The 20,542-nt window shown below is 69.6% G+C and carries 22 protein-coding genes and 1 tRNA gene; 15 read left to right on the forward strand and 8 right to left on the reverse strand.

Annotated features, from left to right (window positions below):
- Window positions 1-62: 62 nt before the first annotated feature.
- Both ACWC21_RS21210 and ACWC21_RS21215 read left to right on the forward strand, forming a co-directional pair.
- A complete protein-coding gene (locus ACWC21_RS21210) occupies window positions 63-590 on the forward strand; it encodes a YwqJ-related putative deaminase (protein WP_450884001.1) in 528 nt (175 codons plus the stop codon).
- 57 nt (window positions 591-647) lie between these two features.
- The gene (locus tag ACWC21_RS21215; RefSeq protein WP_450884003.1) at window positions 648-1,142 is read left to right on the forward strand and encodes an SUKH-3 domain-containing protein; all 495 of its coding nucleotides are present in this window, start codon (window positions 648-650) and stop codon (window positions 1,140-1,142) included.
- Between the two features lie 27 nt (window positions 1,143-1,169).
- Here the strand turns inward: ACWC21_RS21215 and ACWC21_RS21220 are convergent, their stop codons facing one another.
- Window positions 1,170-2,471, reverse strand: a complete 1,302-nt coding sequence (locus ACWC21_RS21220) for a sensor histidine kinase (RefSeq protein WP_450884005.1) — start codon at window positions 2,469-2,471, stop codon at window positions 1,170-1,172.
- Window positions 2,472-2,638: 167 nt separating this feature from the next.
- On the opposite strand from ACWC21_RS21220, the gene ACWC21_RS21225 reads away from it, so the two are divergent.
- The 7 genes from ACWC21_RS21225 to ACWC21_RS21255 all read left to right on the forward strand — a co-directional run bounded on the left by ACWC21_RS21225 (window position 2,639) and on the right by ACWC21_RS21255 (window position 8,300).
- Window positions 2,639-3,511 carry a helix-turn-helix domain-containing protein gene (locus tag ACWC21_RS21225; protein ID WP_450884007.1) on the forward strand — a complete coding sequence of 291 codons (873 nt, stop codon included), beginning with the start codon at window positions 2,639-2,641 and terminating at the stop codon, window positions 3,509-3,511.
- A gap of 11 nt (window positions 3,512-3,522) precedes the next feature.
- Window positions 3,523-3,593 (forward strand) — tRNA-Gln (locus ACWC21_RS21230).
- A 113-nt stretch (window positions 3,594-3,706) separates the two neighbouring features.
- Window positions 3,707-5,155, forward strand: a complete 1,449-nt coding sequence (gene glmU / locus ACWC21_RS21235; RefSeq protein WP_450884009.1) for a bifunctional UDP-N-acetylglucosamine diphosphorylase/glucosamine-1-phosphate N-acetyltransferase GlmU — start codon at window positions 3,707-3,709, stop codon at window positions 5,153-5,155.
- Window positions 5,156-5,252: 97 nt separating this feature from the next.
- A complete protein-coding gene (locus tag ACWC21_RS21240) occupies window positions 5,253-6,233 on the forward strand; it encodes a ribose-phosphate diphosphokinase (RefSeq protein WP_450884011.1) in 981 nt (326 codons plus the stop codon).
- Window positions 6,234-6,439: 206 nt separating this feature from the next.
- The gene (locus ACWC21_RS21245; RefSeq protein ID WP_450884013.1) at window positions 6,440-7,033 is read left to right on the forward strand and encodes a 50S ribosomal protein L25/general stress protein Ctc; all 594 of its coding nucleotides are present in this window, start codon (window positions 6,440-6,442) and stop codon (window positions 7,031-7,033) included.
- A 73-nt stretch (window positions 7,034-7,106) separates the two neighbouring features.
- Window positions 7,107-7,709: an aminoacyl-tRNA hydrolase gene (gene pth, locus ACWC21_RS21250; protein ID WP_450884015.1), complete on the forward strand. Its 603-nt coding sequence runs from the start codon at window positions 7,107-7,109 to the stop codon at window positions 7,707-7,709.
- Between the two features lie 42 nt (window positions 7,710-7,751).
- Window positions 7,752-8,300: a hypothetical protein gene (locus tag ACWC21_RS21255; protein ID WP_450884017.1), complete on the forward strand. Its 549-nt coding sequence runs from the start codon at window positions 7,752-7,754 to the stop codon at window positions 8,298-8,300.
- A 69-nt stretch (window positions 8,301-8,369) separates the two neighbouring features.
- Here the strand turns inward: ACWC21_RS21255 and ppc are convergent, their stop codons facing one another.
- Window positions 8,370-11,102 carry a phosphoenolpyruvate carboxylase gene (gene ppc, locus ACWC21_RS21260; RefSeq protein WP_450884018.1) on the reverse strand — a complete coding sequence of 911 codons (2,733 nt, stop codon included), beginning with the start codon at window positions 11,100-11,102 and terminating at the stop codon, window positions 8,370-8,372.
- Window positions 11,103-11,415: 313 nt separating this feature from the next.
- Between ppc and ACWC21_RS21265 the strand changes: the two genes are divergently transcribed.
- The 4 genes from ACWC21_RS21265 to ACWC21_RS21280 all read left to right on the forward strand — a co-directional run bounded on the left by ACWC21_RS21265 (window position 11,416) and on the right by ACWC21_RS21280 (window position 13,655).
- Window positions 11,416-12,423: an acyl-CoA desaturase gene (locus ACWC21_RS21265; protein WP_450884020.1), complete on the forward strand. Its 1,008-nt coding sequence runs from the start codon at window positions 11,416-11,418 to the stop codon at window positions 12,421-12,423.
- Complete coding sequence (locus ACWC21_RS21270; RefSeq protein ID WP_450884022.1) at window positions 12,420-13,097, forward strand: TetR family transcriptional regulator; 678 nt, start codon at window positions 12,420-12,422, stop codon at window positions 13,095-13,097. The genes ACWC21_RS21265 and ACWC21_RS21270 overlap by 4 nt, the downstream gene beginning before the upstream one ends.
- A 61-nt stretch (window positions 13,098-13,158) precedes the next feature.
- The gene (locus ACWC21_RS21275; RefSeq protein WP_450884024.1) at window positions 13,159-13,410 is read left to right on the forward strand and encodes a type II toxin-antitoxin system Phd/YefM family antitoxin; all 252 of its coding nucleotides are present in this window, start codon (window positions 13,159-13,161) and stop codon (window positions 13,408-13,410) included.
- Window positions 13,407-13,655, forward strand: a complete 249-nt coding sequence (locus ACWC21_RS21280) for a type II toxin-antitoxin system RelE family toxin (protein WP_450884026.1) — start codon at window positions 13,407-13,409, stop codon at window positions 13,653-13,655. The genes ACWC21_RS21275 and ACWC21_RS21280 overlap by 4 nt, the downstream gene beginning before the upstream one ends.
- Here ACWC21_RS21280 and ACWC21_RS21285 read toward each other — a convergent pair.
- Window positions 13,630-14,034 carry a VOC family protein gene (locus ACWC21_RS21285; protein ID WP_450884028.1) on the reverse strand — a complete coding sequence of 135 codons (405 nt, stop codon included), beginning with the start codon at window positions 14,032-14,034 and terminating at the stop codon, window positions 13,630-13,632. The genes ACWC21_RS21280 and ACWC21_RS21285 overlap by 26 nt on opposite strands.
- Window positions 14,034-14,846 carry a trans-aconitate 2-methyltransferase gene (locus ACWC21_RS21290; protein ID WP_450884030.1) on the reverse strand — a complete coding sequence of 271 codons (813 nt, stop codon included), beginning with the start codon at window positions 14,844-14,846 and terminating at the stop codon, window positions 14,034-14,036. The genes ACWC21_RS21285 and ACWC21_RS21290 overlap by 1 nt, the downstream gene beginning before the upstream one ends.
- A gap of 89 nt (window positions 14,847-14,935) precedes the next feature.
- Here ACWC21_RS21290 and ACWC21_RS21295 point away from each other — a divergent pair, with 89 nt between their 5' ends.
- On the forward strand, window positions 14,936-15,433 hold the full coding sequence (locus tag ACWC21_RS21295; RefSeq protein ID WP_450884032.1) for a MarR family winged helix-turn-helix transcriptional regulator: 498 nt from the start codon (window positions 14,936-14,938) through the stop codon (window positions 15,431-15,433).
- 140 nt (window positions 15,434-15,573) lie between these two features.
- Here the strand turns inward: ACWC21_RS21295 and ACWC21_RS21300 are convergent, their stop codons facing one another.
- Entirely contained in the window at window positions 15,574-16,347 is a 774-nt protein-coding gene (locus ACWC21_RS21300) for a LuxR C-terminal-related transcriptional regulator (RefSeq protein ID WP_450884034.1), read from the reverse strand.
- 231 nt (window positions 16,348-16,578) lie between these two features.
- On the opposite strand from ACWC21_RS21300, the gene ACWC21_RS21305 reads away from it, so the two are divergent.
- Window positions 16,579-17,034, forward strand: a complete 456-nt coding sequence (locus ACWC21_RS21305; RefSeq protein ID WP_450884036.1) for a GNAT family N-acetyltransferase — start codon at window positions 16,579-16,581, stop codon at window positions 17,032-17,034.
- 207 nt (window positions 17,035-17,241) lie between these two features.
- Here ACWC21_RS21305 and galK read toward each other — a convergent pair whose 3' ends face one another.
- The 3 genes from galK to galT are packed head-to-tail and all read right to left on the reverse strand — an operon-like array spanning window position 17,242 to window position 20,422.
- Entirely contained in the window at window positions 17,242-18,396 is a 1,155-nt protein-coding gene (gene galK, locus ACWC21_RS21310; RefSeq protein WP_450884038.1) for a galactokinase, read from the reverse strand.
- Window positions 18,396-19,364, reverse strand: a complete 969-nt coding sequence (galE, locus tag ACWC21_RS21315) for a UDP-glucose 4-epimerase GalE (RefSeq protein WP_450884040.1) — start codon at window positions 19,362-19,364, stop codon at window positions 18,396-18,398. Before galE ends, galK begins: the two co-directional genes overlap by 1 nt.
- Window positions 19,364-20,422 (reverse strand): galactose-1-phosphate uridylyltransferase, encoded by a 1,059-nt coding sequence (gene galT / locus ACWC21_RS21320; RefSeq protein ID WP_450884042.1) that lies wholly within the window; start codon window positions 20,420-20,422, stop codon window positions 19,364-19,366. The genes galE and galT overlap by 1 nt, the downstream gene beginning before the upstream one ends.
- Between the last annotated feature and the right edge of the window lie 120 nt (window positions 20,423-20,542).

Consider the following 20,542-nt stretch of genomic DNA (forward strand, 5'->3'; position numbering starts at 1 on the left):
CAGCTTCCGCACCCGCCCCAGGATTTGGCAGTCTGTGACCTTCGGGGGAAACCCGGGAGGGGATGACGACCATGAACACCATGCAGGCCGGAGGCGGTGGAGACGTGCGAGCGGGCGACCCCCGCATCGGCTGGAGCAGCACCACCACACCCCACGCCCCCACCCTTCTGCACCGCCGCGACGGCATCCTGCCCACCATCGCCGCAGCACTCTCCGTACGCGGCACCACCCTCACCGGCACCGCCGCCCGCAGCGACCAACCCCCACCCCTCCACCCCCTCGTCCAGGACTTCCTCGACACCCTCACCAGCGCCCAACGCGACCGCTTCACCGGACGCTGCGCCGAGACCATCCTCATCTCCCGCCACATCACCGCCGCCGACGCCGCCCGAAGCAAACGCGCCGCCCGTAAACCCATGACCAACGGCGAAGCACGCAGAGCCCTCAAACAAGCCAAACTCACCGCCCGCCGCATACGCGAAGACGGCGACCCCCTCCACGGCAGCTTCGCCACCCCCTGCCGCGCCTGCACCGCCCTCAGCGCCCACTTCGGCGTCCGCATCGTCGACACCGACGCCACCGACGGCTGACCCCCGGCCCCTCCCCCGCACCACCCGCACCACACCCGCACGACGAACGAGGGTCAGATGCACGCCGACCGCACCTCCACCACGCGTTTCCCCGTCCCCGTCGACGCCGCCCTGCGCACCGCCGGCTGGCAACCCGGACACTGGGACATAAAACAAGCCGAATACTGGGCCGACACCCTGCGCGACCACACCTCACCCGCCGGACACCGCCACACCGTCTTCCCCGCCGCCGTCGAAGCCTGGGCCGAATTCGGCGGCCTCCACATCACCCCCACCGGCCCCGGCCGCCAGGTCGCCCCCGCCACCCTCCACCTCGACCCCCTGCACGGCCTCCACCTCGCCCGCACCCTCGGCGACCTCGGCCGCGCCCTCGACACCGACGTCTGCCCACTCGGCGAGGAAACCGACACCCACTCCCTCCTCGCCATCGACGCCACAGGCCGCGTCTACGCCCTCGACCACACCGGCGACTGGTACCTCGGCCCCGACATCGACCACGCCCTCACCACACTCGTCGCCGGCATCGAACCGGCCCGCCTCACCACCCCCTGACCCCGCACACCAGGCCACACCCCCGGCTCACGCCGCCGGAATCACCGCCGACACCCGGAAACCCCCCGCATCCGTCGGCCCCGACACGAACACCCCACCCAACGCCGCAACCCGCTCCCGCATCCCCACCAGACCGTTCCCACCCGACGGCAGCCCCACCGCCGACGCCGACCCCACCTCAGGCGGCGGCTCGTTCTCCACCTGCATCGCGATCTCCGACACCCGATGCGCCAACCGCACATACGTCTTCGCCCCCGCCGCATGCTTGTGCACGTTCGTCAGGGCCTCCTGCACCACCCGGTACGCCGTCTGCTCGATCTCCGGCGCATACCCCCGCGCATCCCCCTCGACCGACAGATCCACCACCATCCCCGCAGCCGCCGACTGCCCCACCAACTCATCCAGCCCCGACAGGTACGGCCCCTCCTCCTCCGCCACCCGCGAAGCCTCCTTCACCGCGACCACGTCGATCGCGGCCAACTGCGCCTGCGCAGCCCGCCGCACCAGCCCGTCCCCCGACCTGAGCACCCCGAGCATCTCCCGCAACTCGGTCAGCGCCTGCCGCCCCATGTCCCCCACCAGCGCCGCGTTCCGCACCGCCTTCTCCGGGTCCTTCCGCGCCACAGCCTGCAACGCCGCGGCATGCACCACCATCAGACTCACCCGGTGCGCCACCACGTCGTGCATCTCCCGCGCGATCCGCGTCCGCTCCTCACCCCGCGCCCACTCCGCCCGCTCCTCGGCCCGCTCGGCCAGCAACTGAAGCTCCCGCTCCAGACTGTCCGCCCGCTCCCGCAGGCTCTCCATCAGCCGACGCCGCGCACCCACGTACAGGCCGAGCAGGATCGGAGGCGCGGTCAGCCCCAGCGACGTCGTGACCGCCGCGAACGGCACGAACCAGTCCCCGAGGGTCAGGGTCCCCCGCGCCATGTCCTGCCGCACCCGCACGAACGTCACGATCATCGTCCCCACCAGGGACATACCGGCCAGAGCCACCAGAATCCTGCGGGGCAGCTCACAGGCGGCCAGCGTGTACAGGCCCACGATCCCCATCAGGAAGCCCATCTGCGCCGGCGTGATCGCGATCGCCACCAGCACCACGGCGATCGGCCACCGGCGCCGGATCAGCAGCACCGAACCCGCGAGCAACCCGAACACGATCCCGACGGCCAACGGGATCCCCGCGTCCCTCGCGAACGGGATCCCCTCCGCACCGCACTCCAGCGCCGACGCCAGCGCCAGACTCCCGTCGAACACGGCACTGCGCCGCCTGTCCCACCACCACGGGCCGGCCGGGCCCGCGGCGTGCTCTTCCCCCGTCACGGTCATGGCTCCCAGCCTACGGTCGCCAGGTACCGCTTTTCCGGTGAGTTTCGCGGACTGGCCTACACCACACGCCGTAGCCGAATCACAGGGAAACCGTCCGGTATCCCTCGAACGGCTGAACTAAGTCCGTTCGAGGCCGGAACCGGTCATTCCGGCCGGACGGTATGCCCATGGCACATTCAGCAGGCACGTACACCGACTTCGAGGGACTGCGGGAACGGGCGGTCGCCTTGCGGCGGGCGGGCTGCAGCCTTCGGCAGATCCGGGACGAGCTGAAGATCTTCAACAACGACATCCTCAACCAGTTGGTGAAGGGGGAGCCGCCGCCGGAGTGGACGAAGCGGCCACGGGCCAAGGACGACATGCGCGCGAAGGCGCGGGAGCTGCGCCTCCAGGGCTGGACGTACGACCAGATCGAGGCGGAGCTGGGCTGCTCGAGGAGCTCGGTGTCGCTGTGGGTGCGGGATCTACCGAAGCCGGAGCGACGCGACCCGGCGGAACAAGCAAAGCTGGCCTCACGCAAACGCTGGGAGCATGAGCTCGCGGTGCGAGACGAGAAACGCCGGCAAACAAAGGCGGCCGCGGCCGCCGAAATCGGCAAGCTGACCGACCGCGAGCTGTTCCTCTTGGGTGTCGGCCTGTACTGGGCCGAGGGCGGCAAGGACAAGCCGTACGACCGCCGGGAGAACGTCGCGTTCGTCAACAGCGACCCTGGCATGATCGAGGTCTACCTGGCTTGGCTCAACCTCCTAGGGGTAGAGCGCGCACGCCTCCGCTACACGGTGATGATCCACGAAAACGCAGACGTGGCGGCCGCCGAGCAGTACTGGGCCGACCTTGTTGGCGCAGACCGCTCCGCCTTCAACAAGACGACCATCAAGAAGCACAACCCGAAGACCATCCGGAAGAACGTCGGCGATTCCTATCGAGGCTGCTTGGTCATCAAAGTCCTGAAGGGTGCCGAGTTGTACCGTCGCATCGAGGGCTCTTGGTACGGCATAGTGGTGTCCGTGCGCGAGGCCGATCAATCAAATCGGACATAGAGCGCAAACCATCCCGGATCGTCTAAAGGTAGGACAAACGGTTTTGGTCCGTTGAATGAGGGTTCGAGTCCTTCTCCGGGAGCATGACAAGTAGGGCCCTGACACCACCGTCAGGGCCCGCTCCCATGTCCCCCCAGAAACGCCCCGGTATCCTGCGGATGTCATCCCCACCCGTCAAAGCCGAAGGGCAACCCCGTGAGCGCCATTCGCCCGGCAGCCGTCGTCGTTCTCGCAGCGGGTGAGGGCACCCGTATGAAGTCGGCCACACCGAAGGTCCTGCACGAGATCTGCGGACGTTCCCTCGTGGGCCATGTGCTGGCCGCGGCCCGTGAGCTGGACCCCGAGAACCTGGTCGTCGTCGTGGGTCACGCCCGTGAGCAGGTCACCGCGCACCTCGGTGAGGTCGATCCGGCCGTGCGCACGGCGGTGCAGGCGGAGCAGAACGGGACCGGGCACGCCGTGCGGATGGGCCTGGAGGAGCTGGGCAGCGGGGTCGACGGGACCGTGGTCGTGGTCTGCGGGGACACTCCCCTGCTCACCGGTCGGACGCTCCAGCAGTTGGCCGGGACGCACCAGCAGGACGGCAACGCCGTCACCGTGCTGACCGCCGAGGTCCCGGACGCGACCGGGTACGGGCGCATCGTCCGTGACGAGGCCACCGGTGCCGTCACGGAGATCGTCGAGCACAAGGACGCGACCGACGCGCAGCGGGAGATCCGGGAGATCAACTCGGGTGTGTTCGCGTTCGACGGGCAGCTCCTGGCCGACGCGCTGAAGAAGGTGCGGACGGACAACAGTCAGGGTGAGGAGTACCTGACGGATGTGCTCGGGATTCTGCGTGAGGCCGGCCACCGGGTGGGGGCGTCGGTCGCCGGTGATCATCGTGAGATCGCCGGGATCAACAACCGGGTGCAGCTCGCGGAGGCGCGTCGGATTCTCAACGACCGGCTGCTGGAGCGGGCGATGCTGGCCGGTGTGACGGTGATCGACCCGGCCACCACGTGGGTGGATGTGACGGTGACCTTCGAGCAGGACGCGGTCGTGCATCCGGGTACGCAGCTGCACGGTTCCACGCATCTGGGTGAGGGTGCGGAGGTCGGTCCGAACAGCCGGCTGACGGACACCCACGTCGGCGCGGGGGCGCGGGTCGACAACACGGTGTCGAACGGTGCCCGTGTCGGTGCCGGGGCGAGTGTGGGGCCGTACGCGTATCTGCGTCCTGGTACGCGTCTCGGTGAGAAGGGCAAGATCGGTACGTACGTGGAGACGAAGAACGCGTCGATCGGTGAGGGGACGAAGATCCCGCATCTGTCGTACGTGGGGGACGCGACGATCGGTGAGTACTCCAACATCGGTGCGGCCAGTGTCTTCGTGAACTACGACGGCCGGGAGAAGCACCACACCACGGTCGGCTCGCATTGCCGTACCGGTTCGGACAACATGTTTGTGGCTCCTGTCACGGTCGGGGACGGTGCTTACACCGCTGCCGGGTCCGTGATCACGAAGGACGTGCCGCCCGGTTCGCTGGCCGTGGCCCGTGGTCAGCAACGGAATATCGAGGGTTGGGTGGCTCGTAAGCGTCCGGGGAGTGCGGCCGCGAAGGCGGCCGAGGCGGCCTCCGGGCAGGGTTCGGGCGAGGACTGACCGGAAACGGGTGCGTCGAACACGGCGTACCGTGATAAGCGCACACTCGCATGCCACCAGCCGCCACCAGCTGAGACACCTCTGAGGAGACAGTGCTGTGACCGGGATCAAGACGACCGGCGAGAAGAAGTTGATGTTCTTCTCCGGCCGCGCCCACCCCGAGCTTGCCGAGGAGGTCGCCCAGCAGCTGGGTGTCGGGGTTGTTCCGACGAAGGCCTTCGACTTCGCCAATGGCGAGATCTATGTGCGTTATCAGGAGTCGGCGCGTGGTGCGGACTGTTTCCTGATTCAGAGCCACACGGCTCCGATCAACAAGTGGATCATGGAGCAGTTGATCATGATCGACGCGTTGAAGCGTGCGTCGGCCCGTTCGATCACCGTCATCGTGCCGTTCTACGGTTACGCGCGGCAGGACAAGAAGCACCGTGGTCGTGAACCGATCTCGGCGCGTCTGATCGCGGACCTGATGAAGACGGCGGGTGCGGACCGCATCCTGACGGTGGATCTGCACACGGACCAGATCCAGGGTTTCTTCGACGGGCCGGTGGACCATCTGTTCGCGCTGCCGCTGCTGGCGGACTACGTGGGTGGCAAGGTCGACCGGGACAAGCTGACGGTGGTCTCCCCTGACGCCGGCCGGGTGCGGGTGGCGGACCGCTGGTGCGACCGGCTGGGTGCGCCGCTGGCGATCGTGCACAAGCGGCGTGACAAGGACGTGGCGAACCAGGTGACCGTCCACGAGGTCGTGGGTGAGGTCAAGGGTCGGGTCTGTGTCCTGGTGGACGACATGATCGACACGGGTGGGACGATCTGTGCCGCCGCGGACGCGTTGTTCGCGCACGGTGCGGAGGACGTGATCGTGACGGCGACGCACGGTGTGCTGTCGGGTCCGGCCGCGGACCGGTTGAAGAACTCGCGGGTGAGTGAGTTCGTGTTCACGAACACGCTGCCGACGCCGGGTGAGCTGAACCGGGAACTGGACAAGATCACGGTGTTGTCGATCGCGCCGACGATCGCGAGTGCGGTGCGTGAGGTGTTCGAGGACGGTTCGGTGACGAGCCTGTTCGACGAGCAGTAAGGGTTCCCCTTCGTCCCCTTCGTTCCCCGTCGTAGATCCTTTTGGGTGCGGCCTCCCTCTCCGAGTAGACTGCTCGAGTTGCTCGGCGAGGGAGGCCGTTTCCGTTTCGGCGGATGTACGGCTGTCCGTTATCGACGCGCTCTTCGTAGCAGGCCGTTCGTGGCCGGGTGACCACGTCCGTTCTCTATGTCCTACGAGGAGTGAACATGTCCGAGGTGAAGCTCACCGCCGAGACGCGCAGCGAGTTCGGCAAGGGTGCCGCCCGTCGTATCCGCCGTGACAACAAGGTTCCCGGTGTGCTGTACGGCCACGGTGCGGACCCGCTGCACCTGACCCTGCCGGGCCACGAGCTGCTGCTGGCGCTGCGTACGCCGAACGTCCTGATCTCCCTGGACATCGACGGCAAGACCAACGAGCTGGCGATCCCGAAGTCCGTGCAGCGTGACCCGATCAAGGGCTTCCTGGAGCACGTGGACCTGCTGCTGGTCAAGCGTGGCGAGAAGGTCACGGTGGAGATCCCGGTGCACACCGAGGGCGAGCTGGCCCCGGGTGGCAACCTGCTGGAGCACGTCCTGAACGCGCTGCCGGTCGAGGCCGAGGCCACGCACATCCCGGAGTCCGTGACGGTTTCCGTGGAGGGTCTGGAGGCCGGTGCCTCGATCCACGCCAAGGACATCACGCTGCCGAGCGGCGTGACCCTGGCCGTCGAGGAGGACGCGGTCGTCCTGCAGGTCCTGGCCGCGCAGGCCGAGGAGAGCACGGGCGAGGAGACCGAGGGCGAAGAGGTCGCCGAGGCCTGATCCTCGCTTCTCATCACCGTTCGTCAGCCGCTGTTCCCGCTCGGGGACGGCGGCTGGCGCGTATCAAGGAGACATGGACGTGAGCACTCCCGCCAACGCCCCCTGGCTGGTCGTGGGGCTCGGGAATCCGGGGCCCGAGTATGCGATGAACCGGCACAACGTGGGTTTCATGGTGGCCGATCTGCTGGCCGAGCGGATCGGGGGGAGGTTCAAGCGGGCTTCCAAGGCGCAGGCGCAGGTGGTGGAGGGGCGGATCGGTCCGCCGGGGCCGGGCAATCGCCGGGTGGTCCTGGCGAAGCCGATGTCGTACATGAATGTGTCGGGTGGTCCGGTGAACGCGTTGCGGGACTTCTACAAGGTGCCGGTGGCGAACATCGTGGCGGTGCACGACGAGTTGGACATCGACTACGGGACGCTGCGGCTGAAGCTGGGCGGCGGGGACAACGGGCACAACGGTCTGAAGTCGATGACGAAGGCGATGGGCGCGGACTATCACCGGGTGCGGTTCGGGATCGGCCGGCCGCCGGGGCGGATGCAGGTGGCGGATTTCGTGCTGAAGGACTTCTCGTCGGCGGAGCGCAAGGAGTTGGACTACTTCGTGGACCGGGCGGCGGACGCGGTGGAGTGTCTGGTGATCGACGGGCTGGAGCGGGCGCAGAGTACGTACAACTCCTGACTTGTCGCCCGGGCGGGTTGACCGGTCGTCGCGGTATGGCGAATGATCCCGGCCATGCCAGCCGCCGCCCGTTCCCGTAAGGTCTCCGCCGCCCGTTCCCGTCAGGCCTCCGCGGCGCGTTCTCGTCAGGCCTCGTCCGTCGCGCTCCGGTTCGGTCGGGTGGCGGTGATGGGTGTGGTCGCGGCGTTGATCCTGATCGCCGGTGTGTGGGCGTCGTGGGGTACGGCGCAGCATGTGATGCTGACGAAGGGGCGGGAGCACGGCACGATCACGGTGGAGTCGTGTGGTGATCGGACGTGTACGGGGTCGTACCGGCCGGTGTCGTCGGGGTCGACTGCCCGGAAGCGGGTGGTGATCGCGCAGACGGTGGCGGTGCACCGGGGTGGTACGTACTCCGTCGTGGTGAAGCCGAATTCGGATCAGGTGGTGCGTTCGGGTCCGGCGGGGATCCTGTATGCGTGGGCGCCGCTTGGTGGTGCTCTGTTGCTGGCGTCGGTGGTGGTGGCCGGTGGTCTGCGGCGGACGCGGGCGGCGTGGGTGCTGGCGGGGGCGGGGGTCGGGCTGCTGACGGCGGCTTTCGTGGCTGTGTGAGCGGGTGGCATGAGGGTGCCCCCGGATCCGGGTGGATCCGGGGGCACCGTCATGTGGTGTGCGTGTGGGTCAGCCGGTGTTGCGCAGGCCTGCCGCCACGCCGTTGACGGTCAGCAGGAGGGCGCGGGAGAGCAGGGGGTCGGGTTCCTCTCCGGCGTTCGCGGTGTCGCGCTGGCGCTTGAGGAGGGCGACCTGGAGGTAGGAGATGGGGTCGAGGTAGGCGTCGCGGATGGCGAACGTCTGCTTGAGGACGGGGGTGGCGTCGAGCAGTTCCTTCTCGCCGGTGATCTTGAGGACTTCGGTGACGGTGAGCTCGTGTTCGGCCTTGATGGTGTCGAAGACGTGCTTGAGTTCGTCGGGGACGAGGGTGTCGACGTAGTGCTGGGCGATGCGCAGGTCGGTCTTGGCGAGGGTCATCTCGACGTTGGAGATGAAGTTGCGGAAGAAGTGCCACTGTTCGTGCATCTCGGTGAGCACGGTGTCGAGTCCGGCGGCGCGCAGGGCCTTGAGGCCGGAGCCGACGCCGAACCAGCCGGGGACGATCTGCCGGGACTGGGTCCAGCCGAAGACCCAGGGGATGGCGCGCAGGCCGTCGAGCGAGACGCCGGAGCCGGGGCGGCGGGAGGGCCGGGAGCCGAGGTGCAGGTCGGCGAGCTGGTCGACCGGCGTCGAGGCGAGGAAGTACGTCGGCAGGTCGGGGTCCTCGACGAGCTTGCGGTAGGCGGCGTGGGCGGCGTCGGAGACGACGTCCATGGCGGCGTCCCAGCGGGCGAGGGCTTCGTCGGACTGGCGGGGTGCGGTGTGCAGGGCGGAGGCCTGGAGGGTGGCGGCGACGGTGAGTTCCAGGTTTTCCCTGGCCAGGGAGGGGATGAGGTACTTGTCGGAGATGACCTCGCCCTGTTCGGTGACCTTGATCTCGCCTTCGAGGGTGCCCCAGGGCTGGGCGAGGATGGCGTCGTGGGAGGGGCCGCCGCCGCGGCCGACGGTGCCGCCGCGGCCGTGGAAGAGGCGGAGGCGGACACCGTAGCGGTGGGCGACGTCGCGGAGCCGGCGCTGGGCGCGGTGGATCTCCCACTGGCTGGTGGTGATGCCGCCGAACTTGGAGGAGTCGCTGTAGCCGAGCATGACCTCCTGGACGTCGCCGCGGAGGGCGACGAGGCGTCGGTAGGAGGGGTCGGAGAGCATGTCCTCGAGGATGGTGTCGGCGGCCTTGAGCTCGTCGGTGGTTTCCAGGAGGGGGACGATGCCGATCTTGGCCCAGCCGGCGTGGAGGTCGAGGAGACCGGCTTCGCGGGCGAGGACGGCGGCGGCGAAGACGTCGTCGGCGCCTTGGCACATGGAGATGATGTAGGACTCGATGACTTCGGGGCCGAAGACTTCGAGGGCCTTCTTGACCGTCTGGAAGACGCCGAGGGTCTTCTGCCCGGCGGCGTCGACGGGGGCCGGGGTGGGGGCGAGGGGCCTTCTGGAGCGGAGTTCCTTGGCGAGGAGCTTGGCGCGGTAGTCGCGGGGCATGTCGGCGTAGCGCCAGGATTCCTCGCCGAGGCGGTCGAAGAGCTGGCCGAGGGTGTGGTGGTGGGCGTCGGCGTGTTCGCGTACGTCCATGGTGGCGAGCTGGAGGCCGAAGGCGGCGAGGGTGCGGATGGTGCGGGCGAGGCGGCCGTCGGCGAAGAGGCCGCCGCGGTGTGCGCGCAGTGAGGTCTGGATGATCCGCAGGTCCTGCAGCAGTTCCGAGGTGCCGAGGTAGTCGCGGCCTTCCTCGTGGGGGGTGCCCTTGGCGAGGCGCTGCTTGGTGTTTTCGAGCTTCTGCCGGATGCAGGTGGCCTTGAGCCGGTAGGGCTCCTCCGCGTTGAGGCGCTTGTAGCGGGGGCTGATCTCGGGCAGGCGTTCGAGGTCGGTCCGGAGGGATTCGAGGAGTTCTTCGCCGGCGCCGGCGTAGCGGATGGAGTTGGACAGCAGGCCGCGGAGTTCGTCGATGGTCTCGAGGGCGTCGTTGATGCCGTGTTCGTGCTGGAGGATGAGGACGTCCCAGGTCACCTGGGGGGTGACGTTGGGGTTGCCGTCGCGGTCGCCGCCGATCCAGGTGCCGAAGGTGAGGGGCCGGGTGTCGTCGGGGAGCTTGACGCCTACGCGTTCCAGTTCCGCGGTGAGGTCCTCGAGGACGTCGCCGACCGCTCCGGCGTGGAGTTCGTCGAGGTAGTAGATGGCGTTGCGGGCCTCGTCGGCGGGTTCGGGGCGGACGACGCGGAGTTCGTCGGTCTGCCAGACGAGGTCGATGTTCTCGGCCAGCCGGGTGTCGTGGCGGCGGCGGTCGGACTCGATGACGGGGGTTTCCAGGAGCGCGGCGACGCGCCGGAGCTTGTTGAGTACCGACCGGCGTGCGGCTTCGGTGGGGTGCGCGGTGAAGACGGGGCGGACGTTGAGGTTTCTGACCGTCTCGGTGACGTGCTGGGGGTCGGCGTCCTTGAGGCGGTCGGCGGTGCGGGCGAGCAGGCCGCCTTCGGCGGCGCGGCGGGCGCGCAGTTCGCGGCCGCGGTGCACCTGTTCGGTGACGTTGGCCAGGTGGAAGTAGGTGGAGAAGGCGCGCACCAGCTTGGCCGCGGTTTCGAGTTCGGTTCCGCGCAGCAGTTCGGCGGCGGCGTCGCCGTCCTCGCGGGTCAGTCGGCGGACCTTCTCGACGAGCTCGAGCAGTTCCGGGCCTTCCTGCCGGACGAGGGTCTCGCCGAGGAGGTCACCCAGTCGCCGGATGTCGGCGCGCAGCTCGCTGCTGGTCGTGGTGGTCTGGTCGTCGGCACTGCTCACAGGTGCGGCTCCTTGCAGTGTTGAAGCTCGTCTGGGAGGGGAACCCGTCGGTCCTGGACCGTGTGCCGCGCGGCGCAGCGCCGCATACGGGCCGGGCATCCGGGAAGAAAACAGAGCGGACCGCGCTGTCCGACCGAGACCAAGGATAGGTGTCCACGCGGACGCGCAGGCCGTCGGGCTCTTGCCGCCGGTCGGCACGCTGCCATACTTACGACGCCGTAGGTTACGGAACCGTAGGGAGGCGTTGGTCAAGTCCCGTTCGGCTCCTGTCACCTGGCACCTTTCTTGACCCTCGACCCCCCAGGGGACGCGCATGACCTCAAGTTCCGATGTGATGGAAGACGCCTCGCAGCCGACCGGTACTCCGACGACCTCCGCCACGCTGGGCGGTGAGCAGAAGCGTTCGATCGAGCAGATCACCCTGCTGCTGTTCATCACGGTTCCGTTCCTGGCGCTGCTGGCGGCGGTGCCGCTGGCGTGGGGGTGGGGGGTGAGCTGGCTGGATCTCGGTCTGCTGGTGTTCTTCTACTTCCTGGGTTGCCACGGCATCACGATCGGTTTCCACCGGTACTTCACGCATGGTTCGTTCAAGGCGAAGCGGCCGCTGCGGATCGCTTTGGCGGTCATGGGGTCGCTGGCGGTGGAGGGCCCCCTGGTGCGCTGGGTGGCCGATCACCGCAAGCACCACAAGTTCTCCGACGCGGAGGGGGACCCGCATTCGCCGTGGCGGTTCGGGGAGACCGTTCCGGCGCTGGTCAAGGGCCTGTGGTGGGCGCACATCGCCTGGATGTTCGACGAGGAGCAGACTCCTCAGGACAAGTACGCTCCGGACCTGATCAAGGACCCGGCGATCCGGGCGATCTCCCGGCAGTTCGTGCTGTGGACCGTGGTGTCGCTGGCGCTGCCGGCCGTGATCGGCGGGCTGGTCACGATGTCGTGGTGGGGCGCGTTCACCGGTTTCTTCTGGGGTTCACTCGTGCGGGTGGCTCTGCTGCACCATGTGACGTGGTCGATCAACTCGATCTGTCACGCGGTCGGCAAGCGCCCCTTCAAGTCGCGGGACCGCTCGGGCAACGTGTGGTGGCTGGCGGTGCTGTCCTGCGGGGAGTCCTGGCACAACCTGCACCACGCCGACCCGACCTCGGCGCGGCACGGCGTGATGCGCGGGCAGCTGGACTCCTCGGCCCGGTTCATCCGCTGGTTCGAGAAGCTCGGCTGGGCGTACGACGTGCGCTGGCCGTCACGCTCGCGTATCGATTCGCGCCGTAACACCGGGGAAGACGGCTCCCGGCGCCGGAGGGAGACCGCCGAGGCGGCATGATTGACGCCGTGGCGACCGACTCCAGCAGCACTCCCAGCAATGACAAGCCGCGGCGTGCGCGTCGTACCCGGATGACCGGTGCCGAGCGCCGCCAGCAGCTGCTGGAGATCGGCCGCACGCTGTTCGCGGCGAAGGGGTTCGAGGGCACTTCGGTGGAGGAGATCGCGGCGAAGGCCGGGGTGTCCAAGCCGGTGGTGTACGAGCACTTCGGCGGCAAGGAGGGCCTGTACGCGGTGGTGGTGGACCGCGAGATGCGGCGCCTGCTGGACATGGTGACGAGTTCGCTCACCGCCGGCCATCCCCGTGAGCTGTGCGAACAGGCGGCGTTCGCGCTGCTGGACTACATCGAGGAGTACACGGACGGTTTCCGCATCCTGGTCCGTGATTCGCCCATCCCGCAGTCGACGGGTTCCTTCGCCTCGCTGATCTCCGACATCGCCACCCAGGTGGAGGACATCCTGGGCCGCGAGTTCAAGTCCCGCGGCTTCGACCCCAAGCTGGCCCCGCTGTACGCGCAGGCGCTGGTCGGGATGGTCGCGCTGACCGGTCAGTGGTGGCTGGACGTGCGCCGCCCGAAAAAGGCGGAGGTGGCGGCGCACCTGGTGAATCTGGCTTGGCATGGCCTGGACGGGTTGGAGCAGCGGCCGCGGTTGATCGGGCACAGGAGGAGCTGAGTTCACCCGAAGAGGTGACATCAATAGACCGCAAGATGCATCTTGTGGCACCTTATGGTGCATGACCGAGATTGCTATCAGCGCAGCCCGTTCCCAGCTCGGCGACCTGGTCCGCCGTGCGGCCCACAGCCGCGAGACCATCGCCCTCACCGACCACGGGCATGTGGCCGCGCTCCTTGTCTCACCGCAGGTGATAGAGGATCTCGAAGACGCCCTGGCCGTCGCCGACTACCAGCGGCGCAAGGCTGAGGGCACGCTGGGCGAGGGCATTCCCCACGAAGAGGTCGGACGCATCCTGGGGCTGCGTCCGTGACCTACCGCATCATCTGGGAGCCCGACGCCACGAACCAGGCCGTACGGTTCCTCAAGGAGGATCCCGTCGGACTAGCATCCGTCTACGAAGCCGTCGACACTCTCGCCAAGGCACCGCGCCCCACCGACTCCACCCCTTACGGCTCCAACATCCGGCGCCTGCGCGTGGGCGTCTACCGAGTCCTCTACGTGATCGAAGACGACGTGCTTCGCATCCTCGTCACTCACCTCGGCCGGACGGCCTGAACGGCTCCAGGAACTCCAGCCGGTTCCCCACCGGGTCCTCCGAGTAAAGGCGCCGGTGCCCCGGGAGGTTGTCGTCCCAGGCCACCGGCGCTCCGAGCGCCACAAGCCGGGCCGCGTACGCCTCGATGCCCGTCACCCGCAGCCCCGGGTGCGCCTTCCTCGCGGGCCGGAATTGACATTTTCCGCCTCCGGCGGGGGCCGCCTCGATCCCCAGGTGCAGTTGCACGGCCCCCGCCCGGAACCAGCAGCCCCCGCGCACCGCCAGCGCCGGCGGCTTGGGGATCTCCGTCATCCCGAGGACGTCCACGTAGTACGCCCGCAGCAGGTCCTCGCTCCCGGGCGGTGCCGCCAGCTGCACATGATCCAGGGCCGCGATCATCACGCCTCCCTGGTCGCGACGGCGAAGATCCGCCGGAACGGGAACGGCGTGCCGTGCGGGCCCGCCGGGTAGGCCTCGCGCAGGGCCGTCCGGTACTCGGCCAGGAAATCCTCCAGCGCCTCGGGGTCGTCGGCGAGGGCGGTCAGGACCGGCCTGAGGCCCGTGCCCTTCACCCAGTCCAGGACCGGATCCTCGCCCGGGAGCAGATGGATGTACGTCGTCTCCCACACGTCCGCCGTGCAGCCCAGCCCGGTCAGCCGGTCCAGGTACTCCTCGGGCGTGAGCACCGCGTCCCCGTGGCGCAGGACGTCCGCGAGGCGGTCCTCCCAGCGGGCGGAGTGGGCCAGGGAGCGCATCAGCCGGTGGCTGGGGGCGGAGAAGTTGCCGGGCACCTGGAAGGCGAAGGTGCCGCCGGGTTTCAGGGCCGCGACCCAGTCCGCGAAGCGCTCGACGTGTCCCGGTACCCACTGGAGCGTGGCGTTGCTGACGATCAGGTCGTGCGGCTCGCCCGGCGTCCAGGTGCGGGCGTCGGCGGGCGCGAAGTCGAGGCGGCCGCCGCCCGCCATGGGGCCGGCGTGGTCGACGTGGGCCTTGTCGAGCATCTCGGGCGAGTTGTCGTACCCCGTGATCCGCGCGGCCGGCCAGCGCTCGGCGAGCACCGCGGTGACGTTGCCGGGGCCGCAGCCCAGGTCGGCGATGCGGGGCGGTTCGCCGGGGAGGTCGGGGACGCGGGCGAGGAGGTCGGCGAAGGGGCGGGCGCGGTGCCCGGCGTGCCGGAGGTACTGGGCGGGGTCCCAGGCGGGAGCGGTCATGTGCTCCACCTTCCCAGCCCCGGCATCTTGACGTCAAGAAACTTGACATCAAGAGACTTCACATCGACACAACCACTACACTGATCGTCATGGAGGACGAGGTCGATCGGCTGGTCGCTGCGTGGCGCCGGGAGCGCCCGGACCTCGACGTGGAACCGCTCGAGGTGCTCAGCCGGGTCAGCAGACTGGCCCGGCACCTGGACCGGGCGCGCCGGCTGGCTTTCGCCGAGCACCAGCTGGAGCCCTGGGAGTTCGACGTGCTCACCGCGCTCCGCCGCGCGGGGACGCCGTACCAGCTCTCGCCGGGGCAGTTGCTGACCCAGACCCTGGTCACCTCGGGCACGATGACCAACCGCATCGACCGGCTGGCCAAGAAGGGCCTGGTGGAGCGGCTGCCCGATCCGAGCGACCGGCGGGGCGTGCTGGTCCGGCTGACGGCCGAGGGCCGCGACCGCGCGGACCAGGCGCTGGCCGGGCTGCTGGACCAGGAGCGGGCGATCCTCGCGGAGCTGACCACCGCCCAGCGCGGCGAGCTGGCCGGCCTCCTACGCCAGCTGACCGCCCCGTTCGACAACATCCCCGGCTGAGAGCCTGCCGGGCGGGTCAGGCCGGAGACGCGGGGCATGGCACGCACATCTGCGGCGTTGTCGTCGGTCCTCGATGCTCCGCATCGACTCCCTCCTCCGCCTTGCAGCTGCACGCACCATGCCCCGCTCCCGCATGCTGCTCAGGCGCTGTTGGTCTCCTCCGCCCTGACCCGCCCGGCAGGCTCCAGGTCGGCCGGGCCGACGCCTGCCCGCCTGGCCAGGGCGACCGCGGCGAGTGTGGAGTGGACTCCCAGTTTGCCGAGGACGTTCTGCATGTGGGTGCGCACCGTGTGCGGGGAGAGGAACAGCCGTTCGGCGACCGCCTTGCGGCCGAGGCCGGCGACCATGCAGCGCAGCACCTCGCGTTCGCGCGGGGTGAGGGACTCCACCAGCCGCTCGCTCTCGGTGCGGTGCTTGCGTGCGGCGGTCAGCTCCCGCAGCACACCGGTGAGCAGGGCCGGCGGCAGATGGGTCTCGTCGCGCAGCACGCCCCGGATCACGTTCAGCAGCCGGGACAGCGAGCAGTCCTTGGCGACCCAGCCCGAGGCGCCGGCCTGGAGCGCGAGGGCGGCCCGGCGCGGGTCGTCCTTCTCGGCGAGGACGACGGTCCGTACGCCCGGCTGAGCGGCGCGTACGCCCGCGACCAGCGAGATCCCGTCGACGAGTCCTTCCTCGCCGACCTCCTGCACCGGCACGGCCGGGCGTATGCCGGGCGCTTGGCCGCCCAGGTCGGCGTCGACGAGCAGCACGTCGTAGCGGCGGCCCTCGCCGGCGGCCCGCTCCATGCAGCGCAGCGCGGCCGGGCCGCTGCCGGCGGCGGAGACGTCGACGTCGGGCTCGGCGGCCAGGGCCGCGGCGAGCGACTCGGCGAAGATACGGTGGTCGTCGACGACCAGGACTCGGATGCGAACCACTGAAACCCCCACTGGTCCGGGAAACGACGACCTTGCGGGCACGACCCCACGGCTGACGGAAACACAACCGCACGGCCGCCGCCGCGCGGACACTGCTACCCCCACCGCGGGTGTCGTACCCGCGTATCTCGCCCCCTGATCAGCACCGGCCCCCACCGGTGCTGCACATCAGGGTACGGACCGGGGCGGGCGGCGGAAGGCTATTTGCAGAACTGACCGTCCAGCGCGTTTATGGTGTGCCGCATGTTTCGTATTGAGGCGGAAGTCGACAAGGCCCGGCACGATCTTCTCCGCTCCCGCCTGCGCGACGCCAACACGGCCGCGTCCCCCGTCCTGGCCGCCCTGCGCGGCACCCCGGGCGAGCGGGAGCGTCCGCTGCACGTGTGGGCGTCGGACGAGACGGGCGCTCTGGCGGGCGGGCTGGTCGGTCACACCTGGGCGACCTGGCTGCACGTGACCTACCTGTGGGTCGACGCCCGCCACCGCGGCGCGGGCCTGGGCTCCCACCTCCTCGCCGCCGCCGAGCGGATCGCCCGAACCGACCGCGGCTGCCGTCACGCCCGCCTGGAGACCTGGGACTTCCAGGCCCCCGACTTCTACCGCAAACAGGGCTACGAGGTGGTGTGCGTGATCCCCGGCTATCCCCCGGGGATCACGGAGTACACGCTCACGAAGCGGCTGGGGTGAGCGGCCCGCACGTCCCAGGACTCCGGCACCGGTCCATGTCCCTGGTGCCGGTCGACAGGCGGACAGCGGGGCCGGGCCCGCTGGTACACCGACTGGCTGGAGAAGGCCGAGCGCGCGGCCCTGCCGGCGCCGTAGGACCGTGCATGAGCGGGGGTAACGGCCACCGGCCCGCACGCGGGCCCGTGTGATCCGGGTGAGCGGGTGCCGTCAGCCGACCCGCCGCGCCCCCGGCGCCGGTACCGCCTCGAACACCCGGGGGGCCGTGAAGCCGGCCGCGGCGAAGGCGTCCTCCACGGACTTGGTGATGGTGTCGACGTCGGCGGCCTCAGCGAGGACGATCGCCGAGCCGCCGAAGCCGCCGCCGGTCATCCGGGCGCCCAGGGCGCCGTTCGCGAGCGCGGTGTCGACGACCAGGTCCAGCTCGGGGCAGGAGATGCGGAAGTCGTCCCGCAGGGATGCGTGGCCCTCGGTCAGCACCGGGCCGATCGCCCGGGTCTCGCCCGCCTGGAGGAGGGAGACGACCCGTTCGACCCGCTGGTCCTCGGTGACGACGTGGCGCACCAGGCGGCGCACCTCCTCCTCGTCGCCGAGGCGGGCGAGGGCCCGGTCGAGTTCGTCGTAGGGGATGTCCCGCAGGGCGTCCACGCCGAGCAGCGCGGCGCCCTTCTCGCAGCCCGCGCGCCGCTTGCCGTACTCGCCGCCGCTGTGGGCGTGCTTGACCTGGGTGTCGACGACGAGCAGGCGCATTCCCTCGGCGGCGAGGTCGAGGGGGATCTGCCGCTGGGACAGGTCACGGGTGTCGAGGAAGAGGGCGTGGCCCCCCTCGCAGCACGCGGACGCCGTCTGGTCCATGATGCCGGTGGGGGCGCCGACGTAGACGTTCTCGGCGCGCTGGCACAGGCGGGCCAGCTGCCAGCGCTGCAGGCCGAGCTCGTACAGGTCGTTCAGGGCGAGCGCGACGACGACCTCCAGGGCCGCCGAGGACGACAGGCCCGCGCCGGTCGGGACGGTCGAGGACAGGTGGATGTCGGCGCCGGTGACCGGGTGGCCGGCCTCGCGCAGCGCCCAGACCACGCCCGCCGGGTACGCCGTCCACTCGCGGTCGCTCTCCGGTGCCAGGGCGTGCAGGGGGAGTTCCACGACCCCGCCCTCGATGTCCGCCGAGTGCAGGCGCAGCCGGCCGTCCGTGCGGCGGGAGACCGCCGCGGTCGCCTCGTGCGGCAGTGCGAACGGCATGACGAAGCCGTCGTTGTAGTCGGTGTGCTCGCCGATCAGGTTGACGCGGCCGGGCGCCGACCAGACGCCCTCCGGCTCGGCTCCGTACAGCCGGACGAAGTCCTCGCGGACCTGCTGTGCCCCCACTACTGCTCCCTTGCGATGTGCTGGGCGAACTCCCACGCGTCCGCGACGATACCCGCGAGGTCCGTGCGGGACGGCTGCCAGCCCAGGCGCTCCCGGGCGGCCTGGGCGGACGCGACCAGGACCGCCGGGTCGCCGCCCCGGCGCGGGGCCACGACCTCGGGGATCGGGTGGCCGGTGACCTTGCGGACGGTCTCGATGACCTCGCGGACGGAGAAGCCCTCGCCGTTGCCGAGGTTGCAGATCAGGTGCTCGCCGGGGGTGGCGGCCTTCAGGGCCAGCAGATGGGCGTCGGCGAGGTCCGCGACGTGGATGTAGTCGCGGACGCAGGTGCCGTCCGGGGTGGGGTAGTCGTCGCCGAAGACCGAGATCGACTCCCGGCGGCCCTGCGCGACCTGGAGGACGAGCGGGATCAGGTGCGACTCGGGGTCGTGGCGCTCGCCCTGCGTGCCGTAGGCGCCGGCCACGTTGAAGTAGCGCAGCGACACGGCGCCGAGCCCGTGGGCCGCGGCCTCGCCGGTGATCATGTGGTCGACGGCGAGCTTGGAGGCGCCGTAGGGGTTGGTGGGCTTCGTCGGGGCGGTCTCGACGATGGGGACCTGCTCCGGCTCCCCGTAGGTGGCGGCCGTGGAGGAGAAGACGAGCCGGCGCACGCCGGCCTCACGCATGGCGCCGAGCAGGGCCATGGTGCCGCCGACGTTGTTGTCCCAGTACTTCTCGGGCTTCACGACCGACTCGCCGACCTGGGAGAACGCGGCGAAGTGCAGCACGCCGTCGTAGGAGGGGTCGAGCCACTTGCCCGCGTCGCGGATGTCGCCCTCGACGAAGGCGGCCCCGGCGGGCACGCCCTCCCGGAAGCCGGTGGAGAGGTTGTCCAGGACGGTGACCTCGTGGCCGGCTTCCAGCAGGTGCTGGGCGACCACGCTGCCGACGTAACCCGCACCACCCGTGACCAGGTACTTCCCGCTCATCAACTCGCTACCTCTCGCAGTCGCTGGGCCGCGCGCTCCGGCGGCACGTCGTTGATGAACACGTTCATGCCGGACTCGGAACCCGCGAGGAACTTCAGCTTGCCGGAGGTGCGGCGGATGGTGAAAAGCTCGAGGTGGAGCGCGAAGTCGTCCCGCGTCACGCCATCGAAGTCCTCCAGCTGGCCGAACGGCGCCTGGTGCCAGGCGGCGATGTACGGCGTGGGAGGCTCACCGTCCCCGAAGATCCGGTCGAAGCGCCTCAAGAGTTCCAGATAAACCTTGGGGAACTCTGAGCGCGCCGCCTCGTCCAGCGCGAGCAGATCGGGGACGCGGCGCCTGGGATACAGGTGGACCTCGTAGGGCCAGTGCGCGGAGTACGGCACGAAGGCCACCCAGTGTTCACCCTCAAGGACGACCCGCTCGCCGGCGAGTTCGCTCTCCAGGACGCTGTCGAAGAGGTTCTCCCCGCCGGTGGCGTCCTTGTGGGCGGCCAGTGAGCGCAGCATCAGCGCGGTGCGGGGGGTGGTGAAGGGGTACGCGTAGATCTGTCCGTGCGGATGTCCCAGTGTCACGCCGATCTCGGCCCCGCGGTTCTCGAAGCAGAAGACCTGCTCGACCGAGGGGAGGTGCGACAGCTCGGAGGTCCGGTCGGTCCAGGCGTCCAGCACCAGCCGCGCCTGCTCTTCGGTCAGATCGGCGAAGGAGGCGTTGTGGTCGGAGGTGAAGCAGACGACCTCGCAGCGGCCCGAGTCTCCGGCCAGCGAGGGGAAACGATTCTCGAAGACGACCACGTCGTACGACGAGTCCGGGATCTCGCTCAGGCGGTCGCTCGTGGAAGGGCACAGGGGGCACTCGTCGGCCGGCGGGTGGTAGGTGCGGCCCTGCCGGTGCGAGGCGATGGCCACCGCATCACCCAGCAGCGGGTCGTGGCGTACCTCCGAAGTGGTGACTGTGCGCTCGAGCGGGCGCCGGTCCACCGCGTCGCGTACCGCGTCGTCCTTCAGGTCGTAGTAGATGAGCTCACGCCCGTCGGCCAACCGGGTCGGGGTCTTCTTCACCGCGACTCTCCATCCGTACACCCAGCAAGGCACCAAACAGAACCGAACACATCAAAGCACAAACCCCCACGCACGTCACCATCACAACCAAACAAAGAACACCAAGCAAGGTGAGCGCCG

Source organism: Streptomyces sp. NPDC001348 (genome assembly GCF_053597535.1).

What these genes read in the sequence shown, in the direction of transcription:
- ACWC21_RS21225 (WP_450884007.1), top strand. Translation starts at nt 2,639, where the DNA reads ATGGCACATTCAGCAGGCACGTACACCGACTTCGAGGGACTGCGGGAA.
- ACWC21_RS21290 (WP_450884030.1), bottom strand. Translation starts at nt 14,846, where the DNA reads ATGACCGCTCCCGCCTGGGACCCCGCCCAGTACCTCCGGCACGCCGGG.
- ACWC21_RS21245 (WP_450884013.1), top strand. Translation starts at nt 6,440, where the DNA reads ATGTCCGAGGTGAAGCTCACCGCCGAGACGCGCAGCGAGTTCGGCAAG.
- ACWC21_RS21210 (WP_450884001.1), top strand. Translation starts at nt 63, where the DNA reads ATGACGACCATGAACACCATGCAGGCCGGAGGCGGTGGAGACGTGCGA.
- ACWC21_RS21285 (WP_450884028.1), bottom strand. Translation starts at nt 14,034, where the DNA reads ATGATCGCGGCCCTGGATCATGTGCAGCTGGCGGCACCGCCCGGGAGC.
- ACWC21_RS21305 (WP_450884036.1), top strand. Translation starts at nt 16,579, where the DNA reads ATGGTGTGCCGCATGTTTCGTATTGAGGCGGAAGTCGACAAGGCCCGG.
- pth (WP_450884015.1), top strand. Translation starts at nt 7,107, where the DNA reads ATGGACGTGAGCACTCCCGCCAACGCCCCCTGGCTGGTCGTGGGGCTC.
- galE (WP_450884040.1), bottom strand. Translation starts at nt 19,364, where the DNA reads ATGAGCGGGAAGTACCTGGTCACGGGTGGTGCGGGTTACGTCGGCAGC.
- ACWC21_RS21220 (WP_450884005.1), bottom strand. Translation starts at nt 2,471, where the DNA reads ATGACCGTGACGGGGGAAGAGCACGCCGCGGGCCCGGCCGGCCCGTGG.
- ACWC21_RS21295 (WP_450884032.1), top strand. Translation starts at nt 14,936, where the DNA reads ATGGAGGACGAGGTCGATCGGCTGGTCGCTGCGTGGCGCCGGGAGCGC.
- ACWC21_RS21255 (WP_450884017.1), top strand. Translation starts at nt 7,752, where the DNA reads ATGATCCCGGCCATGCCAGCCGCCGCCCGTTCCCGTAAGGTCTCCGCC.
- ACWC21_RS21275 (WP_450884024.1), top strand. Translation starts at nt 13,159, where the DNA reads ATGACCGAGATTGCTATCAGCGCAGCCCGTTCCCAGCTCGGCGACCTG.
- ACWC21_RS21265 (WP_450884020.1), top strand. Translation starts at nt 11,416, where the DNA reads ATGACCTCAAGTTCCGATGTGATGGAAGACGCCTCGCAGCCGACCGGT.
- ACWC21_RS21215 (WP_450884003.1), top strand. Translation starts at nt 648, where the DNA reads ATGCACGCCGACCGCACCTCCACCACGCGTTTCCCCGTCCCCGTCGAC.
- ACWC21_RS21270 (WP_450884022.1), top strand. Translation starts at nt 12,420, where the DNA reads ATGATTGACGCCGTGGCGACCGACTCCAGCAGCACTCCCAGCAATGAC.